This window comes from Erysipelothrix urinaevulpis (genome assembly GCF_009828835.1).
Lineage (GTDB): Bacteria > Bacillota_I > Bacilli_A > Erysipelotrichales > Erysipelotrichaceae > Erysipelothrix > Erysipelothrix urinaevulpis.
The window spans coordinates 170,347-195,124 of sequence record NZ_WTTB01000003.1 but is presented as its reverse complement, the minus strand read 5'-3'; the positions used below and the strand labels follow the sequence as shown (position 1 = coordinate 195,124).

The 24,778-nt window shown below is 33.8% G+C and carries 26 protein-coding genes and 1 riboswitch; of the genes, 20 read left to right on the top strand and 6 right to left on the bottom strand.

Features of this window, described 5'->3' with window-relative positions:
- Window positions 1-80 precede the first annotated feature (80 nt).
- Genes GVV10_RS04880 through yicI form a run of 4 tightly spaced genes read left to right on the top strand, consistent with a single transcriptional unit; the run spans window position 81 to window position 5,278 of the window.
- Window positions 81-1,349, top strand: a complete 1,269-nt coding sequence (locus GVV10_RS04880) for an ABC transporter substrate-binding protein (protein WP_201289992.1) — start codon at window positions 81-83, stop codon at window positions 1,347-1,349.
- Between the two features lies 1 nt (window position 1,350).
- Entirely contained in the window at window positions 1,351-2,220 is an 870-nt protein-coding gene (locus GVV10_RS04875) for a carbohydrate ABC transporter permease (protein WP_201289991.1), read from the top strand.
- The gene (locus GVV10_RS04870) at window positions 2,220-3,035 is read left to right on the top strand and encodes a carbohydrate ABC transporter permease (protein WP_159520172.1); all 816 of its coding nucleotides are present in this window, start codon (window positions 2,220-2,222) and stop codon (window positions 3,033-3,035) included. The genes GVV10_RS04875 and GVV10_RS04870 overlap by 1 nt, the downstream gene beginning before the upstream one ends.
- Window positions 3,036-3,067: 32 nt before the next feature.
- Window positions 3,068-5,278: an alpha-xylosidase gene (yicI, locus tag GVV10_RS04865; RefSeq protein ID WP_159520170.1), complete on the top strand. Its 2,211-nt coding sequence runs from the start codon at window positions 3,068-3,070 to the stop codon at window positions 5,276-5,278.
- Window positions 5,279-5,402: 124 nt separating this feature from the next.
- On the opposite strand, the gene GVV10_RS04860 is transcribed toward yicI, so the two are convergent.
- The gene (locus GVV10_RS04860; RefSeq protein WP_159520168.1) at window positions 5,403-6,515 is read right to left on the bottom strand and encodes an ROK family transcriptional regulator; all 1,113 of its coding nucleotides are present in this window, start codon (window positions 6,513-6,515) and stop codon (window positions 5,403-5,405) included.
- Between the two features lie 115 nt (window positions 6,516-6,630).
- On the opposite strand from GVV10_RS04860, the gene xylA reads away from it, so the two are divergent.
- Together xylA and xylB are read left to right on the top strand one after the other, a co-directional pair.
- On the top strand, window positions 6,631-7,935 hold the full coding sequence (xylA, locus tag GVV10_RS04855; protein WP_159520166.1) for a xylose isomerase: 1,305 nt from the start codon (window positions 6,631-6,633) through the stop codon (window positions 7,933-7,935).
- A gap of 8 nt (window positions 7,936-7,943) precedes the next feature.
- Window positions 7,944-9,434, top strand: coding sequence for a xylulokinase (gene xylB / locus GVV10_RS04850; RefSeq protein WP_159520164.1), 1,491 nt, complete (start codon window positions 7,944-7,946; stop codon window positions 9,432-9,434).
- Window positions 9,435-9,619: 185 nt separating this feature from the next.
- Here xylB and GVV10_RS04845 read toward each other — a convergent pair whose 3' ends face one another.
- A complete protein-coding gene (locus tag GVV10_RS04845; RefSeq protein ID WP_159520162.1) occupies window positions 9,620-10,261 on the bottom strand; it encodes a GDSL-type esterase/lipase family protein in 642 nt (213 codons plus the stop codon).
- Between the two features lie 203 nt (window positions 10,262-10,464).
- On the opposite strand from GVV10_RS04845, the gene GVV10_RS04840 reads away from it, so the two are divergent.
- The 4 genes from GVV10_RS04840 to GVV10_RS04825 are packed head-to-tail and all read left to right on the top strand — an operon-like array spanning window position 10,465 to window position 13,218.
- Window positions 10,465-10,755: a PTS lactose/cellobiose transporter subunit IIA gene (locus GVV10_RS04840; RefSeq protein ID WP_159520160.1), complete on the top strand. Its 291-nt coding sequence runs from the start codon at window positions 10,465-10,467 to the stop codon at window positions 10,753-10,755.
- Window positions 10,752-12,029, top strand: a complete 1,278-nt coding sequence (locus GVV10_RS04835) for a PTS sugar transporter subunit IIC (RefSeq protein WP_236261864.1) — start codon at window positions 10,752-10,754, stop codon at window positions 12,027-12,029. Before GVV10_RS04840 ends, GVV10_RS04835 begins: the two co-directional genes overlap by 4 nt.
- The gene (locus GVV10_RS04830) at window positions 12,029-12,331 is read left to right on the top strand and encodes a PTS sugar transporter subunit IIB (protein ID WP_159520158.1); all 303 of its coding nucleotides are present in this window, start codon (window positions 12,029-12,031) and stop codon (window positions 12,329-12,331) included. Before GVV10_RS04835 ends, GVV10_RS04830 begins: the two co-directional genes overlap by 1 nt.
- 56 nt (window positions 12,332-12,387) lie before the next feature.
- Window positions 12,388-13,218 (top strand): MurR/RpiR family transcriptional regulator, encoded by an 831-nt coding sequence (locus tag GVV10_RS04825; protein ID WP_159520156.1) that lies wholly within the window; start codon window positions 12,388-12,390, stop codon window positions 13,216-13,218.
- Between the two features lie 18 nt (window positions 13,219-13,236).
- On the opposite strand, the gene GVV10_RS04820 is transcribed toward GVV10_RS04825, so the two are convergent.
- The 4 genes from GVV10_RS04820 to GVV10_RS04805 all read right to left on the bottom strand — a co-directional run bounded on the left by GVV10_RS04820 (window position 13,237) and on the right by GVV10_RS04805 (window position 15,576).
- Window positions 13,237-13,863 carry a GDSL-type esterase/lipase family protein gene (locus GVV10_RS04820; protein ID WP_159520154.1) on the bottom strand — a complete coding sequence of 209 codons (627 nt, stop codon included), beginning with the start codon at window positions 13,861-13,863 and terminating at the stop codon, window positions 13,237-13,239.
- Between the two features lie 77 nt (window positions 13,864-13,940).
- A complete protein-coding gene (locus GVV10_RS04815; RefSeq protein ID WP_159520152.1) occupies window positions 13,941-14,507 on the bottom strand; it encodes an NAD(P)H-dependent oxidoreductase in 567 nt (188 codons plus the stop codon).
- A gap of 74 nt (window positions 14,508-14,581) precedes the next feature.
- Complete coding sequence (locus GVV10_RS04810) at window positions 14,582-14,974, bottom strand: CoA-binding protein (protein ID WP_159520150.1); 393 nt, start codon at window positions 14,972-14,974, stop codon at window positions 14,582-14,584.
- A complete protein-coding gene (locus GVV10_RS04805; protein ID WP_159520148.1) occupies window positions 14,971-15,576 on the bottom strand; it encodes an alpha/beta hydrolase in 606 nt (201 codons plus the stop codon). Before GVV10_RS04805 ends, GVV10_RS04810 begins: the two co-directional genes overlap by 4 nt.
- A 166-nt stretch (window positions 15,577-15,742) precedes the next feature.
- Between GVV10_RS04805 and GVV10_RS04800 the strand changes: the two genes are divergently transcribed.
- The 10 genes from GVV10_RS04800 to atpE all read left to right on the top strand — a co-directional run bounded on the left by GVV10_RS04800 (window position 15,743) and on the right by atpE (window position 24,771).
- Window positions 15,743-16,000: a thioredoxin domain-containing protein gene (locus tag GVV10_RS04800; RefSeq protein ID WP_159520146.1), complete on the top strand. Its 258-nt coding sequence runs from the start codon at window positions 15,743-15,745 to the stop codon at window positions 15,998-16,000.
- A gap of 436 nt (window positions 16,001-16,436) precedes the next feature.
- Complete coding sequence (locus tag GVV10_RS04790; protein WP_201289990.1) at window positions 16,437-16,949, top strand: hypothetical protein; 513 nt, start codon at window positions 16,437-16,439, stop codon at window positions 16,947-16,949.
- A 454-nt stretch (window positions 16,950-17,403) separates the two neighbouring features.
- Window positions 17,404-18,189, top strand: a complete 786-nt coding sequence (locus tag GVV10_RS04785; RefSeq protein ID WP_159520140.1) for a YihY/virulence factor BrkB family protein — start codon at window positions 17,404-17,406, stop codon at window positions 18,187-18,189.
- A 46-nt stretch (window positions 18,190-18,235) separates the two neighbouring features.
- Window positions 18,236-18,325: riboswitch (THF riboswitch) on the top strand.
- Between the two features lie 43 nt (window positions 18,326-18,368).
- Complete coding sequence (locus tag GVV10_RS04780; protein ID WP_159520138.1) at window positions 18,369-18,875, top strand: folate family ECF transporter S component; 507 nt, start codon at window positions 18,369-18,371, stop codon at window positions 18,873-18,875.
- On the top strand, window positions 18,872-20,497 hold the full coding sequence (locus GVV10_RS04775) for a formate--tetrahydrofolate ligase (protein ID WP_159520136.1): 1,626 nt from the start codon (window positions 18,872-18,874) through the stop codon (window positions 20,495-20,497). Before GVV10_RS04780 ends, GVV10_RS04775 begins: the two co-directional genes overlap by 4 nt.
- Window positions 20,498-20,505: 8 nt before the next feature.
- Window positions 20,506-21,033: a hypothetical protein gene (locus tag GVV10_RS04770; protein WP_159520134.1), complete on the top strand. Its 528-nt coding sequence runs from the start codon at window positions 20,506-20,508 to the stop codon at window positions 21,031-21,033.
- A 39-nt stretch (window positions 21,034-21,072) separates the two neighbouring features.
- Complete coding sequence (locus GVV10_RS04765) at window positions 21,073-23,226, top strand: Tex family protein (protein WP_159520132.1); 2,154 nt, start codon at window positions 21,073-21,075, stop codon at window positions 23,224-23,226.
- 278 nt (window positions 23,227-23,504) lie between these two features.
- Entirely contained in the window at window positions 23,505-23,855 is a 351-nt protein-coding gene (locus GVV10_RS04760) for a hypothetical protein (protein WP_159520130.1), read from the top strand.
- The gene (locus GVV10_RS04755; RefSeq protein ID WP_159520128.1) at window positions 23,842-24,516 is read left to right on the top strand and encodes a F0F1 ATP synthase subunit A; all 675 of its coding nucleotides are present in this window, start codon (window positions 23,842-23,844) and stop codon (window positions 24,514-24,516) included. The genes GVV10_RS04760 and GVV10_RS04755 overlap by 14 nt, the downstream gene beginning before the upstream one ends.
- 15 nt (window positions 24,517-24,531) lie before the next feature.
- Window positions 24,532-24,771, top strand: coding sequence for an ATP synthase F0 subunit C (atpE, locus tag GVV10_RS04750; RefSeq protein WP_159520126.1), 240 nt, complete (start codon window positions 24,532-24,534; stop codon window positions 24,769-24,771).
- The last annotated feature ends 7 nt before the right edge of the window (window positions 24,772-24,778 follow it).

The following is a 24,778-nucleotide window of genomic DNA, read 5'->3' as shown; positions in this document are numbered from 1 at the left end:
ATTAAAGTTAATGTGTTGAAAGTAGTCAAATTTAAGTAGTTGATATAATAAGTTTGAAAAAACTGATAAAGGAGAAAATTATGGGTAAATTCAGAATTAAAACAGTATTTATACTAATGGTTTCAAGTTTATTAATTTTATCTGGATGTCAAAAAAAAGATGAGGGTGTAACTGTTGATTTATTTAATATTAAAGTAGAGACAGCACCACAACTTGAAGAGTTAGCAAAATTATATGAAAAACAACACGAAGGAACCAAAATAAACATTACTACAGTTGGAGGCGGTGAAGATGCCGCGGCTGCATTACAAGCAAAGTTTTCATCAGGAGATGAACCATCTATCTTTATGTTGGAAGGGACGTCAAGTGCTGATAAATGGCAAGACAAATTGTTGGAACTTAATGAATTTAAGCTTAATGAATTAGTTTTTCCAGGTTTTGCAGATGCAGTGACTCTGGATGATAAAGTATTAGGAATGCCAGTTAATTTAGAGGGATACGGTTTATTGATCAATAAAGAATTATTTAAAAAAGCAGGAATTGATTATGAAACCATTGATTCATACGAGGCGTTTGTTTCTGCTGTAGAAACATTAGATAGTAAAAAAGAAGATTTGGGAATAGAAGCAGTCTTTGGATTCAGTGGGAAAGAACATTGGGTTGTCTCACAGTATAGTGCTGCATTTATGGCTCCGGAATTTGATAATGATATCATAAATGCATTTAATGCTAAAGAGTTAGATATGAAATACAGTGATGATTTTAAAAACTATACAGACTTGATTAATAAATATAATCTTCAACCAATTTTAAATATTGATTATAGTACATCGGTCGAAGAGAAATTCATTGGTGAAAAAGTTGCGATAATTCATCAAGGTAATTGGATTGAACCAACTTTGAATAGCATGAGTGAAGAATTTGCTGCTGATAAGTTAGCAATTGTTCCAACATTTGTTGGAGATTACAAACCTAGAATAGTTGTTGGACCACCGTTTTATTGGGGTATTAACAAAACAAAAGATGAAAAAATTATTGAAGCAAGTAAAGATTTCTTAGAGTGGATGTATACGAACGAAGAAGCCAAAAAGATGGTCGTGAATGAGTTTAAATATATTCCAGCATACTCAAGTTTTGAGGAAGATAATGACATGAGTCCTCTTGCAAAAGAAATTTTAAAATATGTTAGTGATGGAAATACAGTGCCTTGGATTCATAATGGTTATCCTGATGGATATGGTCAGACGATTATGTTCCCAGAAATTCAAAAATATTTTGATGGTCAAGTTTCGTGGGATGAATTCGAAACTACGATGAAGACAAAGTGGCAGGAGGAAAGGGGGAAATAATTTGAAAGGATTAATTTCTAAAAAAGAATTTAATTTATTCATTTTCCCAACTTTATTACTGATTGGAATTACAATAATCCTTCCTTTCATGACTGGAGTTTATTATTCTTTAACTGAATGGAACGGAAATAAAGTAACAGCATTCTTAGGTTTAAAGAATTATCTAAATGTATTTAGGGATACTAAATTTTGGAATAGCATGATATTTACATTCAAGTTTACTATTGCGAGTACGATATTAATGAATGTTATAGGACTTGGTTTAGCTTTAATTGTGACAAGAAAACAATCTAAAATGAATAATTTAATCAAATCAATTTATTTTATGCCAAATTTAATTGGTGGTATTATTTTAGGGTTTATTTGGCAATTTATTTTCATTAAAGCGTTTAATTCTTTGGGAGATGTAACAGGATTAGCATTCTTAAAAGATTGGTTGTCTACACCAACAACAGGTTTCTGGGGACTCGTTATTCTTTATGTCTGGCAAATGGCTGGTTACATAATGCTAATATACGTATCTTTTATTAATAACATTTCCCAAAGTGTTATTGAAGCAGCAAGGGTAGATGGTGCTTCTGCATGGACAACTTTTTGGAAAATTAAGTTACCTCTACTAGCTCCAGCTTTAACCGTTACGCTGTTTCTTTCGTTATCTGGAGCGTTTAAAGTTTACGATCAAAATATGGCATTAACAGGGGGTGGACCCTATGAATCGACTCAGATGGTAACCATGAATATTTATAATGAGGCTTTTGTAAAACAAAACATGGGATATGCTCAGAGTAAAGCCGCCGTCTTTTTACTAGTTGTAGCCATGGTGTCCTTTATACAGATTTATATAACTAGAAAAAAAGAAAAGGAGTTATGATGAAAAAAATAAAAAAATACATACTGGGATTATTTGTATTTCTAATAACAACTCTATGGTTGTATCCGTTTTACTTAATAATTATTAACTCTTTTAAAACAAAATCTGAGATATTTCAAAATACATTGTCAATTCCTAAAGTCTTTACTCTAAGTAACTATGTTGTAGCATTTGAGAAATTGGATTTTATTAAATCTACACTCAATTCTTTTGGAATAACGATATTATCATTACTTGGAGTAGTCTTGTTCTCGTCAATGTGCGCCTATGCTTTATCACGACGTCCATCCAAAAGAAGTGACAGAATATACTTTCTTATCGCAATGGGATTACTCGTTCCTTTTCAAGGGATAATGATTCCATTAATTAGTATATTTGGGAAAGCTAATATGCTCAATAGAGTAGGATTAATCATTATGTATTATGGATTGGCCAGCAGCATGAGCGTTTTCCTGTATTATGGTGCACTTCAAGGGATACCTAAATCAATTGATGAGGCGGCTAAGATTGACGGTGCATCAACATGGCAGGTCTTTTATAGAGTGATTTTCCCGATGCTGAAGTCAACAACTATCACAATTATAGTCTTGAATTCAATTTGGTTTTGGAATGATTATTTACTTCCATCACTTGTAATTAATAAACCTGGAATGTATACATTACCATTAAAGATGTTCTATTTCTTTGGGGAATTCTCAAAGCAGTGGCATTTAGCACTTGCTGCTTTAGTTATTGCAATTATTCCGATTATTATATTGTTTGTTAAAGCACAAAAACATGTTCTTGAGGGAATCACTGAAGGTGCTGTTAAATAGATTATAGACTTAAACGTTAAAAAGGAGATAAAATGAAATTTACTGATGGATATTGGCTGATTAGAGATGAATTTGAAATGCATTACTCTGAGCAACTACGGGACTATACAATTCTTGATGATTCGTTAGTTTTATATGCGCCGTTTAAAAAAATAACTCATAAAGGAACAACATTAAATATTGGGATGTCTATGATTACAATAGACAGTCCAGCTGATGATGCAATAAGAGTAAGGATGAAGCATTTTGAAGAATTATTTGATCCTCGTTATGAAATTAAAGAAAACAAAACTAATGTTAACATTCAAGACAATAAGAATGAGATAGTGTTTAAAACAGGATTGAGTGAGGTTAGAATTGCTAAAGGTGAAAACTTTAACTTGAAATTCTTCTATGATGGTGAACTAAAGACTGAATCATTATATCGATCTCAGTCATACATTAAAGAAAAAAATGGAAAAAACTATTATAGAGATCAATTATCAATTGCACCTGATGAATTGATATATGGACTTGGAGAACGATTTACTCCATTTGTAAAAAATGGTCAGGTAGTTGATATTTGGAATGAAGATTCAGGTGCAAGTAGTGAACAAACTTATATTAATATTCCATTTTACATTTCAAATAAATCTTATGGTGTATTAGTTAATGATAAGAGAAAAGTATCTTTTGAAGTTGCATCTGAGGATGTAGCTAAAGTACAGTTTAGTGTTGAAGGTGAATCTTTAGAGTATTGTGTCATTTTGGGTGATACGATGAAAGAAACCCTTCAAACATATACAGACCTGACAGGTAAGCCTAGTTTACCACCTGCTTGGTCATTTGGACTTTGGATGTCTACATCATTTTGTACAGATTATCAGGAATCAACAGTATTGAAATATATAGATCAAATGATTGAAAAAGAAATTCCGTTTGAAGTATTTCATTTTGATTGCTTCTGGATGAAGGAATTTGAATGGATGAGTTTTGAATGGGATAGTCAAGTTTTCCCAGATCCTGAAGGTCTGATCAAAAAAATTCATGACAGAGGAAAAAAAGTTTGTGTGTGGATTAACCCTTATATTGGACGTAAAGCTAAAGTGTTCAATGAATTAAATGAAAAAGGATATTTATTAAAAAAACAAGATGGAAATGTCTGGCAATGGGATATGTGGCAATCAGGGATGGGCATTCTTGATTTCACAAATCCTGATGCAGTCAAGTGGTATCAAGATAAACTCTCTGAGTTGATTGATATTGGAGTAGATTCTTTTAAAACTGATTTTGGCGAGCGAATACCGACAGAAGATGTTATTTATAATAATGAAGTAGATCCAATTCATATGCATAATTATTATAGTTACTTATACAATAAAGCTGTATTTGAATTATTAGAAGAAAGACTTGGTGAAAACGAGGCATTGGTTTTTGCTAGATCAGGTGCGGTAGGTTCTCAAGAGTTCCCTGTACACTGGGGTGGTGATAATCTCTCGGAATTTACATCTATGATTGATTCACTACGAGGTGGTTTATCGTTAATGATGTCTGGTTTTTCATATTGGAGTCATGATATTGGGGGCTTTGAAGACAACACTACAGAAGAAATATACCAGCGATGGACCCAATTTGGATTGTTATCAACACACAGCCGTTACCATGCAAATATTGAGTATAGGATGCCTTGGTTGTATGGTGAAAAGTCGGAAGAAGTTACAAGAAAATTTGCGAGTTTGAAAAATACGTTGATGCCTTATCTATATTCTTCTGCAGTTGAATCTAGTGTTTATGGAATTCCTATGATGAGGCCTATGGTACTTGAATTCCAAGATGATCTAGGAACTCACTATTTAGACAAACAGTATATGATTGGTGATAGTCTTTTAGTTGTACCTATTTTTAAGGAAGGCGGAAATGTAGATTATTATCTTCCGAAAGGAAAATGGTATAATATTCTAACAAATAAGCAATATGACAATTCCGTTGGGGTGTGGATCAATGAGACTTATAACTATAATCAAATGCCATTATTAGTTAGGGAAAACTCAGTTATTATTCATGGTAAGCAGGATGAAACATGCTACAGCTATAATGAAGATGTTGTCGTGCATGTTTATAATCCTCACGAAGGATATCAAGAACACATCTTTAAATATCCAGAATTTGATATAAAAATTGAGGTAACGAATTTAGATGGAGAAATACTTGTCAATTGTACTGGTTTATCAAACTATGAAGTTATAATATATAATGATAAATAAATCATTGAAGTAATAAATCATTCAAAAAACCCTACAATTGTAGGGTTTTTTGATCGTGGAAAGGTTACTCAGGTGTTATGAGTTATACAAAATTCAAATTATGAATTTGATTTTGTATTAACTGTTAATATTTGTCGCAATTATCTAAAAAATAGTTAATTGAGAATAAACATGCTCCGTATGCTGAAGCATCTTTAGAAAAAGGAGAATCGATAATTTCAATGTTTTGAATAAAAACATTAGTTATTTTACTTGTAATAATATTAGAAATATCAGGAATAATAGAACTAATGTTGCTTACAAGATACATTTTAGGAATATCATACAGAAGGAAAAAATTATTAATACCAATTGCTAAGACATCAGTAAAGTTAGTAATTAAATCGATTGTTTCACTATCGCCATTATGGAAATCATCTGCAATATTTTTCACAGATGCATTACTCAAGTTCTTGATTTTTTTATAATCATTAATAAGTGCTTTTTCAGATATATATTGTTCAAGACATCCCTTGTTTCCGCAAATACAGTCTCTTCCATTGGGATAAACAATCGTATGTCCTAATTCACCTGCCGCACCAGAAAAACCATAATAAATTTGATGGTCAAATATGATTCCGGAACCAACACCTGTTCTTAATGTAATTGAAGCAGAATTAGACTCCGAATATTCAAATGAATGAGCAAATGCTGCAAGATTAGCTTCATTTTCTAACAATATTGGGAAACTAAAATGATTGTTTAAATTTTCAAGATCTAAAACGTTATAATTTGGTGTGAAAATAATTTTATTGTCAAAAGTTGTTCCTTGAACAGAAATGGTGCAGGCGAGTACTTTCTTTTTGTTTTTGTTTATCTCTGTAAGGATTTCAAAAATTTGATTGTAAAGATTTACCTTATCTGAACTCTTTTTGTCTTTCGTTATTAAATCACCATTTAAATAGCATTGTCTATATCGAATTGAGTTTACACCGATATCGATACCGATAACTGTTCCAAATTTGTGATTAAACTCTAGTAAAATTGGTCTTCGACCACCGACATCCGTACTATTTCCGCTTCCAGTCTCCAGTATAAATTTTTTGTTGATTAATTCTCTAGTAATTTCTGAAACACTTGCTTTATTTAATCCGGTTTGCACAGAAATCTCAGCTCTTGAGATGGGTTGGTTCGTATAGATATAATTGAGAATACTCTTAACATTAGCTAAACGAACATTACTCTTGCTTAGGTACATAAATTCATCTCCTTTTTATTTGTTATTTAATGTCCTTACTTGACATTTTATCACAATTGGTTTAAATTATAAATAGTTAGTTAAGTTTTCTAACAAACTTAAAAAGGAGGAAGTAATGTATTTCGATAAAATTGATAAAGTGAAATTTGAAGGTGTTGATTCAACGAATCCATATGCATATCGATACTACGATAAAGAAAAGTTGGTATTAGGTAAAAGAATGGGCGATCATTTACCGTTTGCGATAGCGTATTGGCATACTATGACTAATGGTGGAGACGATCCTTTTGGAGATTCTGTAAACAAACGAAATTGGTATGGTGACAATGAGTTAGATACTGCTAAAAAAAGAGTGGATGCTTTTTTCGAGTTGTTAGTCAAATTGGATGTAGAATACTTTTGTTTCCATGATGTTGATATAGCTCCTCAAGGTAATAACTTACAAGAATTCATGTCCAATTTAGACGTGATGACAGACATTATAAAAGAAAAGATGGATGAGACAGGAATTAAGCTATTATGGAATACAGCAAATGTATTTACCCATCCTCGATTTGTCAATGGTGCAGCGACATCACCAAATGCAGACGTCTATGCCTATTCAGCAGCCCAAGTTAAAAAAGGCTTAGATATTAGTAAAAAGTTAAATGGAAAAAATTATGTATTTTGGGGTGGACGTGAAGGTTACGAAACACTCTTAAATACAGATATGGATTTAGAAGAAAAAAATTTAGCTAGTTTTTATAAGATGGCAATTGATTATGCAAAGAGTATTGATCATCTTCCGCAATTTCTATTAGAACCAAAACCAAAAGAGCCGACGAAACATCAATATGACTTTGATGCAGCGACAACATTATCATTTCTTCAAAAGTATGACTTGATGGAATATTTTAAACTAAATCTAGAAGCTAATCATGCAACGTTAGCTGGTCACACATTTGAACATGAAATTCGAGTTGCAGCGATTAATAATTCGTTGGGTTCAATTGATGCAAATCAAGGTGATTTGTTATTAGGGTGGGATGTTGATGAATTCCCTACTAATGTTGCCGATACAACTCTTGCAGTTTATGAAATTATACGTGCTGGTGGTTTAGGAGTAGGTGGAATAAACTTTGATGCCAAGGTCAGAAGAAGTTCTTTTGAGATGGAGGATCTAGTGCTTGCACATATTGCTGGAATGGATACGTATGCAAGAGCCTTATTATCAGTTGAAAAAATTATTGAAGATAAGTTTTTTGAAAAAATATTAGAGAAACGATATCACTCATACAATAATGGAATAGGTAAAAAAATAATCGATGGAGAAACAAATATTCTTGAGTTATATGAGTATGCTTTAGAACTAAACGAAATAGAAAACGATTCTTCACATATTGAATATGTAAAATCCAAATTGAATGATTATTTGGTTTAGGTTATAGTATGAAATATGTACTTGGAGTAGACCTAGGAACTGGGTCATTAAAGGGGACTGTTTTAAATGAAAAAGGTCAAATAGTTATTACAGAAAGCAGTTCTTATGACACTTTTAGCAAAAAAATAGGATATAGTGAGCAAAATCCTAACGATTGGGTAATTGCATTTGAATCAGTAGTAAAAAAAATTATTAATAGAATTGATAATTTTAGTGATAATTTATCTTCAATTGCTGTAGCTGGACAAATGCATAGTTTAGTTTTACTCGATCAAGACGATAAAGTTATTCGACCAGCAATTTTATGGAATGATGTTAGAACGAGTGATGAATGTGAAGAAATAAATTCAAATCTTGATATTGTAGACATTACAGGAAATGTAGCACTTGAAGGCTTTACCTTACCAAAAATATTATGGCTTCAAAAACATGAGAAAGAAAATTGGGAAAAAGTAAGTAAAATAATGCTTCCCAAAGATTATCTCGTCTATTATTTGACAGGTGAATTTACGATGGATTATTCAGATGCTAGCGGAACATTGTTGATGGATATGACGAAGAAAGATTGGAGTTTAGAAATACTAAATACTTATAATATTGATATAAATAAAGTACCGAAATTATTAAACTCAAGTGAAGTAGCTGGAAAACTCAAAAAATCAGTTAAAGATAACCTTTCCTTATCTGGGAGTATTAATGTTTGTGCGGGAGCTGCTGATAATGCATCAGTCGCTTTAGCGACAGGAATTAATGATTCTGAAACAGGTATGTTAAGTATTGGGACATCAGGAGTATTGTTAGTAAATAATCATTTTTACATGAACAAAAGAAATAAGAATATCCATAGATTTGTTCATTCAAGCTCAGATAAAGAATATTCAATGGGCGTTACACTTGCGGCAGGCTCTAGTTTAACTTGGTTAAAAAACACTTTTTTTGAGAATGAAACAATTGAAGAAATGATTGAATATGCCCAAGCAAGTAATACAGGATCAAACGGACTTATATTTACACCGTATTTAAGTGGCGAAAGAACACCTCACTTAGATTCAAAAATTCGAGGTACGTTTGTTGGAATCGATCAAACACATAAAAAAGGAGATTTTGTTAATGCTGTATTAGAAGGAGTTGTATTTTCTTTAAGAGATACTTACGAGATTCTTAAAACAGAGAACATATTTCTAAACCAGCTTGTATCAGTGGGTGGAGGAGCTAAAAGTGATTATTGGTTACAAATACAAGCTAATATATTTAATCTTCCCATAAAGACGTTGAAACAAGAAGAAGGACCAGCATTTGGAGCTGCCATCATTGCTGCAGTAAGTGAAGGTTGGTATTGTGATTATGATTCAGCAATTAAAGATTTGGTAAAACTGTCAGAAAAAACTGTTTATCCAGAGAAAGAAAAAGTGATTATATATGATGAGATTTATCGAGTGTATAAATCTATTTATGGAAACACAAAAGAACTTAATAATTCATTATCGAAGTTAAGATAAGCGAAAATGGAAATGAAGGAAAAACTTATTATAATGGAATTGATATAATTCTATTGATTTAGAGAAAAAAAAGAAACTAGGATGAAGTTAACCGTTACTTGACGAAAAGGTTGTTATCCTAGTTTTTTTTATTCGATGGTAAATTTATCATTTATATTTTTTCTTTAGGTATGGGATTAAGTTCGTCACAAAATATCAGACGTTTTTTTTATTTTTTTTGACAGATATTCATATGCTTCTGTCTTGATATGCAGTCCATCAACGTAGAATTCTTTTTTTATACTTCCATCAGAATTTTTCATGGCTGAATTTAAATCGATGAATTGAGCTTTGGTGTGGACTAAATGTTCTTGAACTTCTTTGTTAATGATATCCACAAGGTCATTATTTCTGATGCCCTTACCTGTTGCTTGGTAGCTTTCAAGTTCGTCTAAGCAAGGGAGTGTTGAGATTACATAAAGTTTAGCGTCGGGTAAGCATTGTTGTAATATCAACATGATTCTAACAATCTTCCAAGCAATTTCTCTTGGGCTAACCATACTAGTTCCTCCCAGATCATTGGTTCCGATATGGAGGAAGACTTGATTGGGTTCGAATTTAACGACGAGTTCATCAAGTAGGTGCTCTAAAGGAGCGCTGCTCATCCCACTAATTCCATTGTTGATGATTGGGAAATGATTAGGTATGTGTTCTACGAGTGAGTCTCCAAAAAAAAGTGTTTGGTTTTTAGGTGTTTCTTTTTGCTTTTTGATAATGTTTAAAATTTTGATAAGTGCGCCTTCTCTGAATTGGTACTTATCAATGTTGTAGGGCATATTGAGTTTCATAAGATCATCCTTTCGTTGACATTATAGATATTATTTTCAAAAAAGACAAGTATGAAAATATTTTTTAAAATTGGAGTTATGAAAGATGTGGCGTAAACAGTGGGGTTTTAAGACTTCCCTTTACATTGAAAATAATTACCACTAAAATAACTGTTGAAAATTGTTTTCTCTCGTGATAGACTTTTTTTGGAAAGGGGTTTCAGATGGAAGAGAAGTCATTCATGTTAATGGGGTTTGCCGGATCGATAAAAGCGTTAAGCTTTGATTCCTTTGACGCAGCTCTAGATAAAGATTATACAAAAGCTCATGAATTATTAGCTGAAGCAGATCAGTTGATTGCGGAAAGTTCAAAAGTTCAAAAAGAGATATTACGAGGGGAAGAGTCTCTTACACTTTTAATGGTTCATGCCCAAGATCATATTATGACAGCGATTGAAAGTCGTAGTATGATTGAGAAATTAGTTCAGATGATGGAGGTTAAGGAGAGAGTATGATGGACAAAATTTTTAAGTTTGTTGAAGAAAAGTTATTGCCACCGATGGCAAAGTTTGCTGAGATTCGTTATTTACGTGCGATTCGTGATGGTATTATTTCGGTAATGCCTGTAATTATGATTGGAAGTTTCTTTATTTTAATTGCATTATTTCCAGTTCCTGCATGGAAAGCATTGGTTGCTGACCATGTCGCGACTTTGATGATTCCGTTTAGATTAACTACAGGGTTGATGTCGGTGTATGCTGCATATGGAATGGGTTATGCATTGGCTAAGACTTATGATATGGATGGTATTTCAGGTGGAGTATTGTCGATGTCGGCGTTTTTACTCACTGCATACCCTCAACCTGGTATGACAGCAGCTGGTGATGCATTAGGTAATGTTATTCCAATGACGGGTCTTGATGGTAGTGGAATGTTTACAGCTATCTTAACGATGATCTTTGCTGTTGAGGTCTTGCGTTTTTGTAAAGAAAAAAATATTACAATTAAAATGCCGCCACAAGTTCCTAAATCAGTAAGCCGTTCATTTGAGGCATTGATTCCAGGATTTATTATTATTGTTTCTGTGTGGTTTATTACTCATTTCCTTGGGTTTAATATTAATGAAGCGTTGTTACAGTTGTTCTCACCACTTGTTAAAATTGCAGGAAATACTTATATTGGTGTAATTATTCCAGTTTTATTTATTAGTTTATTATGGGCATCGGGTGTTCATGGTTATTCAATCATTGGTTCAATCTTCCGTCCTGTTTGGGCTGTTCTAATGGCTGAGAACATGATGGCTGTTGCTAATGGTGGTGTAGCTCAAAACATTGGTACAGAAGGTTTAATTGGTCTGTTTGTTGCGATTGGTGGTGCAGGTGGTACCTTGGCAATGGCGATTCTCTTTACACGAGCCAAATCGACGTATTTAAAACAAATTGGTCGCTTGTCCATTATTCCAGGAATCTTTAACATTAATGAACCGATTATCTTCGGTGCACCTGTTGTGTTAAATCCGATTTTAGCGATTCCATTTATTTTAGGGCCAGTCATTACAGCATCAACTGCATATTTTGCAATGAAGATGGATTGGGTATCACGCATTTCAGTGGATATGCCATTTACAGTTCCAGCACCAATTAGTGGCTTTTTAGCAACAGGTGGAGACTGGAGAGGGACAGTCTTAGTCTTATTTAATCTTGTCCTGCTTTTATTAATCTATGCACCATTTGTGAAAGCATATGATAAGAAAATGTTAGAGCAAGAACAAGCAGGTGTTGAATTATAATGAATGTATTATTTGTTTGTTCACAAGGGATGTCTAGTGAAATTGCTGTCCAAGCCCTATTACAAGAAGCCACTAAACAAGGCATCGAGATGAAAGTCAAAGCAGTTAGTACACAAGAATTTTCTGAAGAAATTATGAATGGATATACATGTGCACTCATTGCCCCACAAATAAAGCATCGTTTTAAGTTATTAAAAGAACAAGCAAACGATGTGAATGTACCTTGTGAAATGATTGAACCGATGGCATATTCACCTTTAGGTGGTCCAAAGTTATTAAAACAGGTTCAAGCATTCGTTTAGAAAAAAGAGATTTATTCTCTTTTTTCATGTAAAATAGACTTACGGAGGAATGAACAATGAAACAAGACGCAATGCAAAAGATGAATGAAAATTATGAACTCTATACTGATGCAGATCATAAAATTTATTCATTCATACGAAATAATTCAAGAGAAATTCCCGATCTAACAATTTCAGAACTTGCAATAAAAACAGAAACGAGTACCTCAGCAATCACTCGTTTTGTAAGGAAAAATGGCTATGACCGCTTTGTCGATTTTAGAATCGATATCGGAAAGTACTTAGCAAAGAATCCGGCTAGAAAAAGTTCAGAGGTATTTACAGGGAGTAATCTAAGTGTTGTTTCAAATTCTTTATTGGACTATGCTTGCGCTTCTATAGAGTCTGCTTTACATGATGATAATCAACAAATTATGAACGATTTTGTGGACATACTTGTTGATGCAGATATGGTGTTTGTCCATGGAACGGGTTTATCGGCCTTAGCTGCAGAAAGCTTTTATCAAAAGGCTATCCGCTACGGTTTAAATGTTCATCTTGTGACCGATATCGCAACTGCTAAATTCATGATGCAGAAATATCAAGATCAATCATGTCTACTATCTATATCAAATTCAGGTTTATCTGAGGAAGTTCTTTCTTTGATTAATCATGCAAAAAAAGATGGCATTAAAACAGTTTCATTAACGCAAAAAGGAAAAAATCCTATTTCCTTAGCAACCCATCTTCAACTCGGTAATGGTGAAACGATGTCCAGTACCAAAATTATCAACTCATCAGTGTATGCTCAATTAATTATTATTGATCTGATCTTCATTGTTTATTCAAACCGAAAAGGAATTGAATTAGAAGATAGAGATTGGGTTATCAATAAACAGGACCTCTAAATTTGGAGGTCCTGTTTATTATTGGGTAAAATATTGAGCTAAATAATGATAACCTTCATCGTTAAGATGCATACCATCACGATAATACACTTGTTTAAGGCTCTTATCATCGTTATATAATTTTGAATTAAGATCGATGAATTTTGCTTGAGTATGAACGATATGTTCTTGAATTTCTTCATTCAAAACATTGACCATGTCATTGCAACGAATGCCTTTGCCAGTTTGCTTAAAACTAGAAAGTTCATCAATACAAGGCAACGTTGAAATAACATAAAGTTTTGTATTGGGAAGACATTGATTTAAAATCAACATAATTCGTACAATGTTCCATGCGATATCACGAGGACTTGCAAGTGTTGTGGTTGCAAGATCATTAATCCCTATATGTAAAAATACGTGACTGGGTTCAAATTTGATGACAAGTTCGTCGAGCAGATGCTCAAGCATTTCACTGCTCATTCCACTGATCCCATGATTTAGAATTGGATACTGAGATGGGATGCCTTCGATGAGTGAATCACCAAAGAAAAGAGGCTGGTGCTTGGCGGTTGTCGCTTGTTTGTGGATAATGTCCAGGATTTTAGTTAATGCAAACTCTCTTAATTGATATTTATTAATATTATATTTCATCGTTTCTTTCATAAGTTTAACCTCTTCTAAGTGTTAATAGTACTCCAAATAAATAAAAAAAGGAACGACGAACGTCATTCCTATTGGCGTTAAACGCTTTCTTTAATTTCTTTTAAAAATTGTGTTCTTGACTCTTCAAGATGGACTGTTGGACAATGAACCCATTTTGTTTCAGGAATACCACACAATTTCATAATACCGTTTAGATAGGTATTTTCAATAGGGTTTCCAAGGTAATTCATTAAGGTGTATTGGTCAATGTTAGCAGTCGTTAGAGCTATTGCTTTTTTACCTGTTAGGATTCCGGTCATCTCACCTTTGTCGTTTTGCTTATAAGTGTGATTTTTCAAGAATACTTTATCAAAGAATCCTTTAAGGATTGCTGGGGGACCATACCACCAGATAGGAAAGACAAAGATGACATTGTCGGCTTGTTTTAATCGGTTTGCATAGTCCTCAGCAATCGGATCAGCGTAATTCCCTTGACCAAACACCTTCAAGTCAGCTTGATCTAAAACGGGATTAAATCCATCTTTGTATAGATCGATAATATCAATATTGTCCCCACGGCTCTCTAAAATTTTTTTTGTTTCAAGCAGGACATGTTGATTAAAACTCCCATCCCATGGATGAGCATAAACAATCAATGATTTCATTATAAAAAACCTCCTTGTATATAACAAATATAGCAAAGCTATACTTGAAGTGCAAAGGAAGTTATTATTAAATATTATTTAGGTTCATTGATTGCATAGACAGCTAACACACAAGCATCAATTAATTCAAGACCTAATTCATCAGCTTTCGCAATTAAGGCTTCATCCATTGTGCCAGGTTGCATCCATAAATGTTTGATACCACGTTCTTTAATTGACGCTAACATATGGATACCGATTTTAGGGTTAACGACAAAGACAACAACATCAAGATCTTTATTGAGATCATCAAGATCTTTGTAAATTCTTTCGTGTTCAATTTCATCGTATTTTGGGTTCAGTCCATAGACTGTTTTCCCTTTTTCTTTTAACAGTTGATAGATTTTATAAGCGTACTTATCTGGATCGGGATTCATTCCGACAACTGCAAAAGACTTACTTTGAGTTAAAATATCATAGGGTTTCATTTGTTATCAAGCTCCTTATCAAACCACTCTTTTATATCCTTAATTTCACTCATATTCATCCGATGATCAAGGGGGTAAATTTTATGGTTAACGCGTGCCCCTAACCGTAATAACTTCTGTTCTAAATGAACAGCAGAAATAGATGGTGTGACTGGGTCGTGTTTACCACTATGGATTAAGATATCCAAGCCACTCAAGTTTTTAGCTTCAAATTCTTGCTTAAAATCAAGGGGTCTTAGTAAGATTACTTTATCAAATGGTGTCTCTTCTGTCAAAATCATGCCCGTTAAAGTCATAGATCCATTTGAAAAACCTAAAGCCCACAGTTTACCTAATTGATACTTTTCTTTTAAGTCTTCAACTGTTTTTAAAATGCCAGGAACTCTTGATAGTAAGTCATCTTCATCAACCAATTGGTCAGGATGCGAAACTTTTGAAAAACGACGTTTTCCAAACGATACGATTTCTCCTTGCAATGACAAATGATTCATGCTTGGCGCGACTTGATTCGCAATCGGTAATAATACTTTTTCATCGCCTCCTGTTCCGTGAAATAATACGAGTGTTTTATCACTTTTATTGTCTTTAAATATGTAATTCATTTCTTTGCACCTCTCATGCTTATAGATTAACAAATCCTGCTTAAAAATGAAATGAATGCGCAACCCAAAAATATCTATTGCTATAAAGGAATGCTATACCACGGTTATTTGTAGAGAAAACTCATTGAAGATATGGCATACTTGAAGTAAAAGGAGTATAGGAAAAATGAAAATAAAAATGTTAACGCAAGATAACTGTCCTAAATGTATTGTTTTGGATGAGTTCTTGGACAAGGGTTTAGGCAATGAATATAAGGATTCTATTGAGGTTATCCACCGTAAAAAGAATGAAAAAGAGTTTGTAACACTTGTACGAAAACATCGTATTATGTCAACACCTGTTTTAATTGCTGGTGATAATGTTTTAAGGGATACATCTGCTGAGAACGTTGTGGAATTCTTAAAAAAACATCAAAATGAGTAAACTTCAAAATTAAAAAGAAATGAGATATAATAATGATACGATTTTAGTAATTAAATATAGATGTATATATGACAAGCATTAAAAGTGAGGGAATGATGAAGCAATATAAAAGTACAAAAAGTATGGACGAACTTATAAGATATTTATATACAAACAAAAAAATTAGATTTAATGTTATTTCGGAAGAAGAAGCTAAGGTTATTTTGTGGAAAAATAATTATGTTAATGTTGTGACACCGTTTTAAGCATAAAATTGCGCAAAAGTTTAGAAAAGGTAAAAAGATAACCTACAAAGATTCTAATAATAAGCATCAATACCCAAATGAAACGGAATTTTCACAATTTCTAGAGTTTTATAAAGAGGAAAGAAGATCTTATCCTGTCGTACGTGACAATATTGATGTGTTTGAGAGTCAATTTAAATCAATTTCTTCACATGTTATTCTTATTGAACAAAAAAATAAAAGGTAAAGAAATAGTTAATTCAAAAATTTTAGAAGATTTCTTAACAAAATGTCGTGATGAAGCAAAAAACAGTCCACTTTTGGGTAAAAATTTCACACTCTCTAACGTTGATTATTGGTATAAATCTGTTTTAGGTGCTTTAAAAAATACTGATGATATTTTTGTATTCTTTGATCACTTAAATTTGGGGAATTGGGAAATATTAATATCTGGACTTGATCTATACTTACAAAATGAGGTTTTTACAACATTAAAAAAACATGAATTAAATTTAAATACAGGTAATATTTGTGAGTTTCTGATAAGATTTAAAGTTTTAAGAGAAATTAGGAATTGTGTTTCTCATAGGAATAGTATTGAAATATTAATTCGGTACCGAAATGTAAGAAAAAACTCCCTGAGGTATGCTCCAGAATCTAGAAAATATAGAAGGTTGTTTGATGAATTAAAAATTAGTGACAAATTCATTGACATATACACGTAAAATTAGTTATACTATATATGTAAAAAGTTCAAGTAACGAACAGCGCAAACCAAGTTTATCTTGGTTTTTTGCTTTTAGCGACCGTGGTAATTAATTTATAATCTATTAAATTAACTTTAAAAGGGTTTTGGCAATGAATATAAGGATTCTATTGAGGTTATCCACCGACAAAAGAATGAAAAAGAGTTTATAACACTTGTACGAAAACATCGTATTATGTCAACACCTGTTTTAATTGCAGGTGATGATGTTTTGAGGGATACATCTGCAGAAAACGTTGTGGAATTCTTAAAAAAACACCAAAATGAGTAATCTTCCAAATTAAAAAGAAATGAGATATAATAAGGATACGATCTTTAAGACCAAGCTAAACTTGGTCTTTTAATTTGTGGGAATAAGCGATAGTGGAAAGAACCAATGGTTTTTGGTACATTAGATAGGAAGAGGTACCGATATGAAAGACAAATTAATTAAAATTTTGGAAATGATGACGTCAAATGAGGGGACGCTTTTTACCTATGCGTTTGCTTACTCAATTATTGCTGGGATTGCTCCCTTTATTATTATTGCCGTCGTTTTTGTGGGACGTTATGTTTATAATGTTGACCAATTGATGGATTTTCTTCAACGATTTGTGCCAGCTGATCTTGTGATTCCGTTTGTGGAGTATTTAACGGCAAGTGATATGAGCAATCTGTGGCTGATTGTGTCACTGTTGGGAGCAAGTGTTTGGTTAGCGTCAAAAAGTGTATATTCGTTTTTGCTCTTAAGTTCAGAACACGATGGGGTTGAAACACGTCACTTCTTTTTACGCATTTTAGCAATCATTTACTTCGTCTTTATTATTATTGGGGTTGGTCTTGTAGCGTTTGTGATTGGATTTTTTCCATTTATTAATCGCTTTTCTATTCCTTGGATTTTATTTATATTCTTTTTACTTTTTTATCGTTTGTTATCGTTCAAATATACAGGGTTTAAGGATGTCTGGTATGGCGCGGTGTTTTCATCGGTAGCGATTGCTGTCTTTGGAAGAATTTTCTTTTTCTACATTAATGAATACTCTAATTATCAAACAATTTATGGACCTTTAGCGTCGTTTATGATTCTTTTAATTTCTGGTTGGTTTATTTCTTGGGTTATATATGCAGGATATTGTATTAATTTCGTTTTTAGAGATGAGGATAAACCGATAACTCAAAAATCGAAATTAATTCAATTTTTGGATAAAGGTGACAGATAATTCATTGCTTATTAAGGTGAATATTGTTATCCTTTATACATGTTCAAGCAAAGTAGATAACACGCGTTAAGTGCATGCAGATGGGAAGTTGCTGTGTGACGAAGCAAATGCGCGATGTGTTATTGCCTCCGTTGCAGTGCTTTTTTCTATTGCTTGAATAATAGAAAAGAGGGATTGACATGAAGTCAACTAAATATTTATCGCATTTATCCATGTACATTGTCTTAAACATAGTGGTAACGAAATTCATAGGAGTAACAACCCCGATTGCTCGGATTAGTTTCTCTTTTGTTGTTTTAGGGGTATCAGGCTTGCTGCATGGTTCACTATTCACTGCGATTGTTGCTGTGAGTGCCGATTTAATTCGGTCAATCTTGTGGCCAAGTGGACCTTATTTTTGGGGGTTTACCTTTACAGCGGGTTGTGTAGGGTTATTGTATGGACTCTTTCATAAAAAAGAGGGGAACGATTTAAGAAAGTGGATTATCATTGTAGTCCTGATTAAATCGCTTGTCTTACATTTAGGAATGAATACCTACTGGCTTAGCATTTTACAACAACAACCATTTTGGGCACTGATTAAAGTTCGTGTGTTTAAAGAAGTGGTTATGATACCGTTACAGATCGCAGTTAACTTATATTTATTACCCAAAATTGGGAATCAAATGAAAGGGATGACGCAATGAAAAGTGATGTAGAGTTAGATCAATTAATGAATTTACAAGCAATTAATGAGGTTGCTCATAAATTAGGACTTGATGAAGATAAACTTGAATTGTACGGACCTTATAAAGCAAAGTTAGATTTAGATTTGCTTGAAGGAAAACAAGATGGAAAACTTATTTTAATGACCTCAATTAACCCAACTCCGGCAGGTGAGGGGAAAACAACCATGAATATTGGTTTATCGATGGCGCTTAATAAAATTGGGGTTAACGCAATTTCAGCCTTAAGAGAACCATCTCTTGGACCTTGTTTTGGTATGAAGGGTGGCGCGACAGGTGGCGGATATGCCCAAGTTCATCCTATGGTTGACATCAATATGCACTTTACAGGAGATTTTCACGCCATTACCTCAGCGCATAACTTACTAGCGGCGATGGTGGATAATCATATTTTTCATGGCAATGAATTATCGATTGATCCAAGCAGAGTTCAGTGGAACAGGGTGATGGATATGAATGATCGTGCCTTACGTCGTATTGACTTGAAGAATAGAACATCAAAATTTGATATTACCGTCGCGTCTGAAATTATGGCAATCCTGTGTCTAGCAGAAAACATGTCTGATCTTAAAGCAAGACTGGGGAACATACTTGTTGCTTATACGACCGATGGGAAAGAAGTTCTGGCTTCAGATCTTCAAGCGGTAGGGGCGATGTCTGTGCTTCTAAAAGATGCGCTTCGTCCAAATTTAGTCCAGACCAGTGAGGGTGGACCGGCATTGATCCATGGTGGACCTTTCGCGAATATCGCTCATGGATGCAATTCGGTCATTGCGACAAAAATGGGTCTCAATTTAGCAGACTATGTTGTTACTGAGGCAGGGTTTGGGGCTGATTTGGGTGCGGAAAAGTTTTTTGATATCAAATGTAGAAGTGCAAACCTTCAGCCTGATGCGGTAGTTTTAGTTGCCACAATCAAAGCTTTGAAGTATCATGGAGGAGCCAAGCTCAAAGATTTAGACAAAGAAGATTTTGATTCGCTATATCGTGGCTTAGAACATTTACAAAAGCATCTTTACAATTTAGGGATGTATGGTGTTCCAGTGGTCATTGCGCTAAACCGTTTTCAAAGTGATACAGATAAAGAAGAAGCTGTCTTAGAAACTTTTGCGAAAGAAAATCATGTTCGCATTTCATTTGCCGATGTCTTTACAAAGGGTGGTGATGGTTCACTTGATTTAGCAAAACAAGTTGTTGAAGTTGCGAATGAAAAATCAACATTTAGACTGCTCTATCAAGATACCAATGACTTGAAAAAGACAATCGAAACAATTGCGCATAATATATATGGTGCTAAAGGTGTCGAGTTTTCCAAAGAAGCTCTTGAAGAGTTAAGCAATATAAAAAATCAAAACTTACCAGTTTGTATTGCGAAAACACAATACTCACTCAGTGATGATGCGAGCTTAAGAAATGTTCCTCAAGATTTTGATATCCATGTTAAATCATGTTATCTATCTCAAGGTGCAGGATTTGTAGTAGTATTATTAGGTAAAGTGATGACCATGCCAGGTTTACCCAAGAAACCCAATGCAGTTGGAATGGATGTTCTGGATGATGGAACGGTAATCGGGCTAAAATAGGAGATGAAATGAAAAAGATTTATATTGTCCTAAGCGACACAGGAAGTTTATTTACGCGTTCAATAAAACTGTTTACGCGTAAACCATATAATCATGCTTCAATAGCGTTTGATCCAAGTCTTGAAACCTTATATAGTTTCGGACGTCGTCAAGCCAATAATCCTTTTATTGCGGGTTTTGTTGAAGAAAAAAAGGATGATGGTACCTTTAAAAAATTTAAGAACACGAATTGTGTTGTTTTAAGTTTCGAGGTTGAGCAGGAAAGTTATCAACAACTTCAACAAACTGTTCGTGAGTTCATTGAGCATAAAGATCAATATCATTACAATTTGATTGGTTTATTGGGGGTCATGCTAAACCGACCGATGCCACGGAAAAATAAATACTTTTGTTCCTCGTTTGTGGCTGAGATTATGGAAGATTCAGAAATTAATCTTCTTAAAAGTTCACCATACCTCACTCGTCCCAATCACTTTATGGAAATAGAGGATGCTGTGATAGAATATGAAGGTCTATTAAGAGACTACACACTATAAAAGCGTATAATGCGCTTTTTATTATGGAAGGAAGATCAAATGAAAGCATTAGATTTATTGAAACAGGAATTAAATACAATTAAAGGTCATCAAATTGATGCGGTGATTGAATTGTTGGCGGACGGAAATACAATTCCATTTATTGCCCGTTATCGTAAAGAAAGAACGAATGGTTTGGATGAAGTCGAAATTCAAAACATCGCTGAACGTCATGACTATTTACTAAACTTAGAAAAACGAAAAGAAGATGTCATTGCTAATATAGAAGAACAAGGAAAATTAACAGAAGATTTAAGACAAGAAATTCAAGCAGCAACGGTCTTACAACGCGTTGAAGACTTGTATCGTCCATACAAACAAAAACGTCAAACATTGGCAGGAAAAGCCAAAAAACAAGGTTTAGAACCTCTTGCGTTGTTGGTGTATGGTCAACCGGATCACTTAGATCTTGAAGCAGAAGCTGAAAAGTTTTTAAATGAAGAACTTGAAACAACAGACCAAGTTCTTGCAGGGGTTCATGAAATCATTGCCGAGATTGTAGGCGATAACCCAGAGTATCGGGAATGGATTCGTAATTTCACCTTTAAAAACGCTTTAATTTTAGGTGAAGTGAAAGATGAAACGCTTGATGAACGTAAAGTTTATGAGATGTACTATGACTTTAAATCTCCAATTAATAAGATTCAAGACCATCAAGTCTTGGCTCTTAATCGTGCTGAAAAAGAAGATGTTCTAAAAGTAAAAGTCTATTGTGATGAAGCAACAATTGAACGTTACCTTTCCCGAGAAATAATTCATAATCCAGAAAGTCCTGTGAATGAATTGATTGTTGCAGCATACCAAGATGCATATCATCGATTTATTGAACCTGCCATTGAACGTGAATTAAGAAATATGTTAAGTGAGAAAGCACAAGCCCAAGCGATTGAAGTCTTTAGTGAGAATTTAAGAAACTTACTGCTCCAATCCCCACTAAAAGAAAAAGTTGTATTAGGCTTTGATCCTGCTTTTAGAACTGGGTGTAAGTTGGCGGTTGTTGATGTGCAAGGAAATGTACTAAATACAAGTGTAATTTTTCCACATGCGAGTTCAGATGCGAAAGCCAAACAAGCAAAAGAAGATTTATATAAGTTAATTAAAAAATATGATGTTGATTTAATTGCGATTGGTAATGGGACGGCAAGCCGAGAGTCAGAACACTTTGTCGCAAGTTTAATTCGTGAACAAGGTTTAAGTGCTGCCTATATTATTGTTAGTGAAGCAGGAGCTTCGGTCTATTCAGCAAGCGAGATTGCACGTCAAGAATTTCCAGACTTGCAGGTTGAAATGCGTTCAGCAATTTCAATCGCCCGTCGAGTTCAAGATCCTTTAGCAGAACTTGTTAAAATAGATCCCAAATCAGTGGGTGTGGGTCAATATCAACATGATCTCCCACAAAAGGATTTAGATGCTCAATTGCGTTTTGTTGTTGAAACAGTCGTTAACCAAGTGGGTGTCGATGTCAACACAGCTTCAGCTGAATTATTAACCTATGTTTCGGGATTGACAAAACAAACAGCACAAAATTTAGTCGACTACCGATTAGAAATTGGCAGTTTCAATGATCGTAAGCAAATTAAAAAAGTTAAACGATTTGGACCGAAGACATTTGAACAAGCAATCGGATTCTTGCGAGTCTCTGAAGGTAAAAACATTTTAGATAAAACAGCAATTCACCCCGAGAGTTATGCAGTTGCGAAACAATTCATGAAAGATAACGATCTTAAAGATTCGGATTTAGGAACAGCGCTGATTGCAGAAAAGTTAGAGAATGTTTCAGTAAAAGATTATGCAGAAGCTCATGAAATCGGATACGAAACATTAAAAGATATTGTCGAAGCATTAATTGCTCCTGGACGAGACATTCGTGAGTCGATGGATGGGCCTGTCTTACGACAAGATGTTCTGAGTATAGAAGATTTAAAACAAGGAATGGAATTAACGGGAACTGTCCGAAATGTGGTTGATTTTGGTGCCTTTGTTGATATTGGAGTCGGTGAAGATGGCCTCGTTCACATTTCTCAATTAGCAAGTCGCTTTATTAAACATCCTTCGGATGTTGTTGCTGTGGGTGATGTTGTTAAGGTTTGGATTAAAGATGTTGATGTTCAACGTGGAAGAATTCAATTAACAATGTTACAACAAAAACAATAAGGAAACTCAAACATTCTTACGAAGGTAAGGATGTTTTTTTTTGTGATGTGGTTTGTTTTAATTCCCATAGAATAGCGTTGTTCACACTCCTAGACAAGAAACGGTCTAGTTATCGGCTTTGAAACAAGGTTAAAGTGCACAAACCATCGTTTGAACTGTAGTTTTACGCAAGTGAATGTTATTGAAAAAAGACAGTGGATATGTTAGGATTTGAAGGTATTCACAATATGAAATAAAGATTTGATCAAGGTGAATGAGTTAAAAATAGGAGTGAGTGTATGGAGAACAAAATAAGAATTTCAATCGCAGGAATTGGTGCAGTGATTCTATTTATTTTGAATCATACATATGGGCTTGCTTGGATAGTAGGATGGTCAAGTTTAATTGTACTATCCTATTTTAGAGAGAAATACTATTCGATAATTTTAACAGAAGCATCGTTTAGTGTTGGGAAGTATATAGCTTACATTGTGTTTGTCTTTGTAATCTTATGGATCCCGCCTGTTCTTGCTTTTATGTTTCCAACAGTGTTGAACCCATACGTGTTGGTTTCAGCTTATTTTATTGATCGGTTTATTTTATTTGTAGGAAGAGCGTTTAAGAAGGAGTCGGTGTATGTTTCAAAGTGAACAAATTTCAATACTAATCCTAACAGTATTCCTAGGTGCTTTGTTTTATATTGTTGGTACGAAACTTAAAGGACTTGATCCAAAAAGCAAACCCAAAGGTTTAGCGTTGTTGGCGGTATTATATGTGCAAACATTGTCTAAACTGACGATTGAAAATATGGGCGAAAAACATGGTAAAAGAATGTCAGCTTATATAGGGACTGTCTTTATTATGATTCTTGTCTTCAATATGTCAGGTTTATTAGGACTAAGTGCGCCAACAAGTAACTTTAGTGTTACCCTAACTTTGGCGTTTATAACTTGGATCTTGATTCAAATGGCTAAAGTTCAGGAAAATGGTTGGGGTGGATATTTCAAAGGATTCTTTGAGCCTTTCTTCCCATTTGTTATTCCTAACGTTTTTGGGACAATTGCTCCCTTAATTAGTTTGTCACTTAGGTTGTTTGGAAATATTTTGTCAGGAACAGTTATTATGACCTTACTTTATAGTTTCACAGCTTGGTTAAGTAGTTTCGTTCCAGTGATAGGTGGTCTTAACCCAATAGGGGTTATTGTCGCCCCAGTTTTACATTTGTACTTTGATATGTTCTCTGCATTTTTGCAGGCATTTATATTTATCTCACTGACATCAATTATGATTGCAGTCGAGTATTCAGAATAAGGAGGAAATTAAATTATGGATTCAGTAAGTGTAGGAAAAGGTTTAGTTGCAATTGGTGCAGCGTTAGCAACAATGACAGGTATTTTTTCAACAATAGGACAAGGGTATGCAGCAGCTAAAGCAGTTGAGGCAGTCGGAAAAAACCCAGAAGCAGAAAGTAAAATTCGTGCAATGTTAATTCTTGGTGCGGGTATTGCTGAAACAGCTGCTATTTATGGTATGTTAATTGGTTTATTATTAATCTTTGTATTCTAATAGGAGG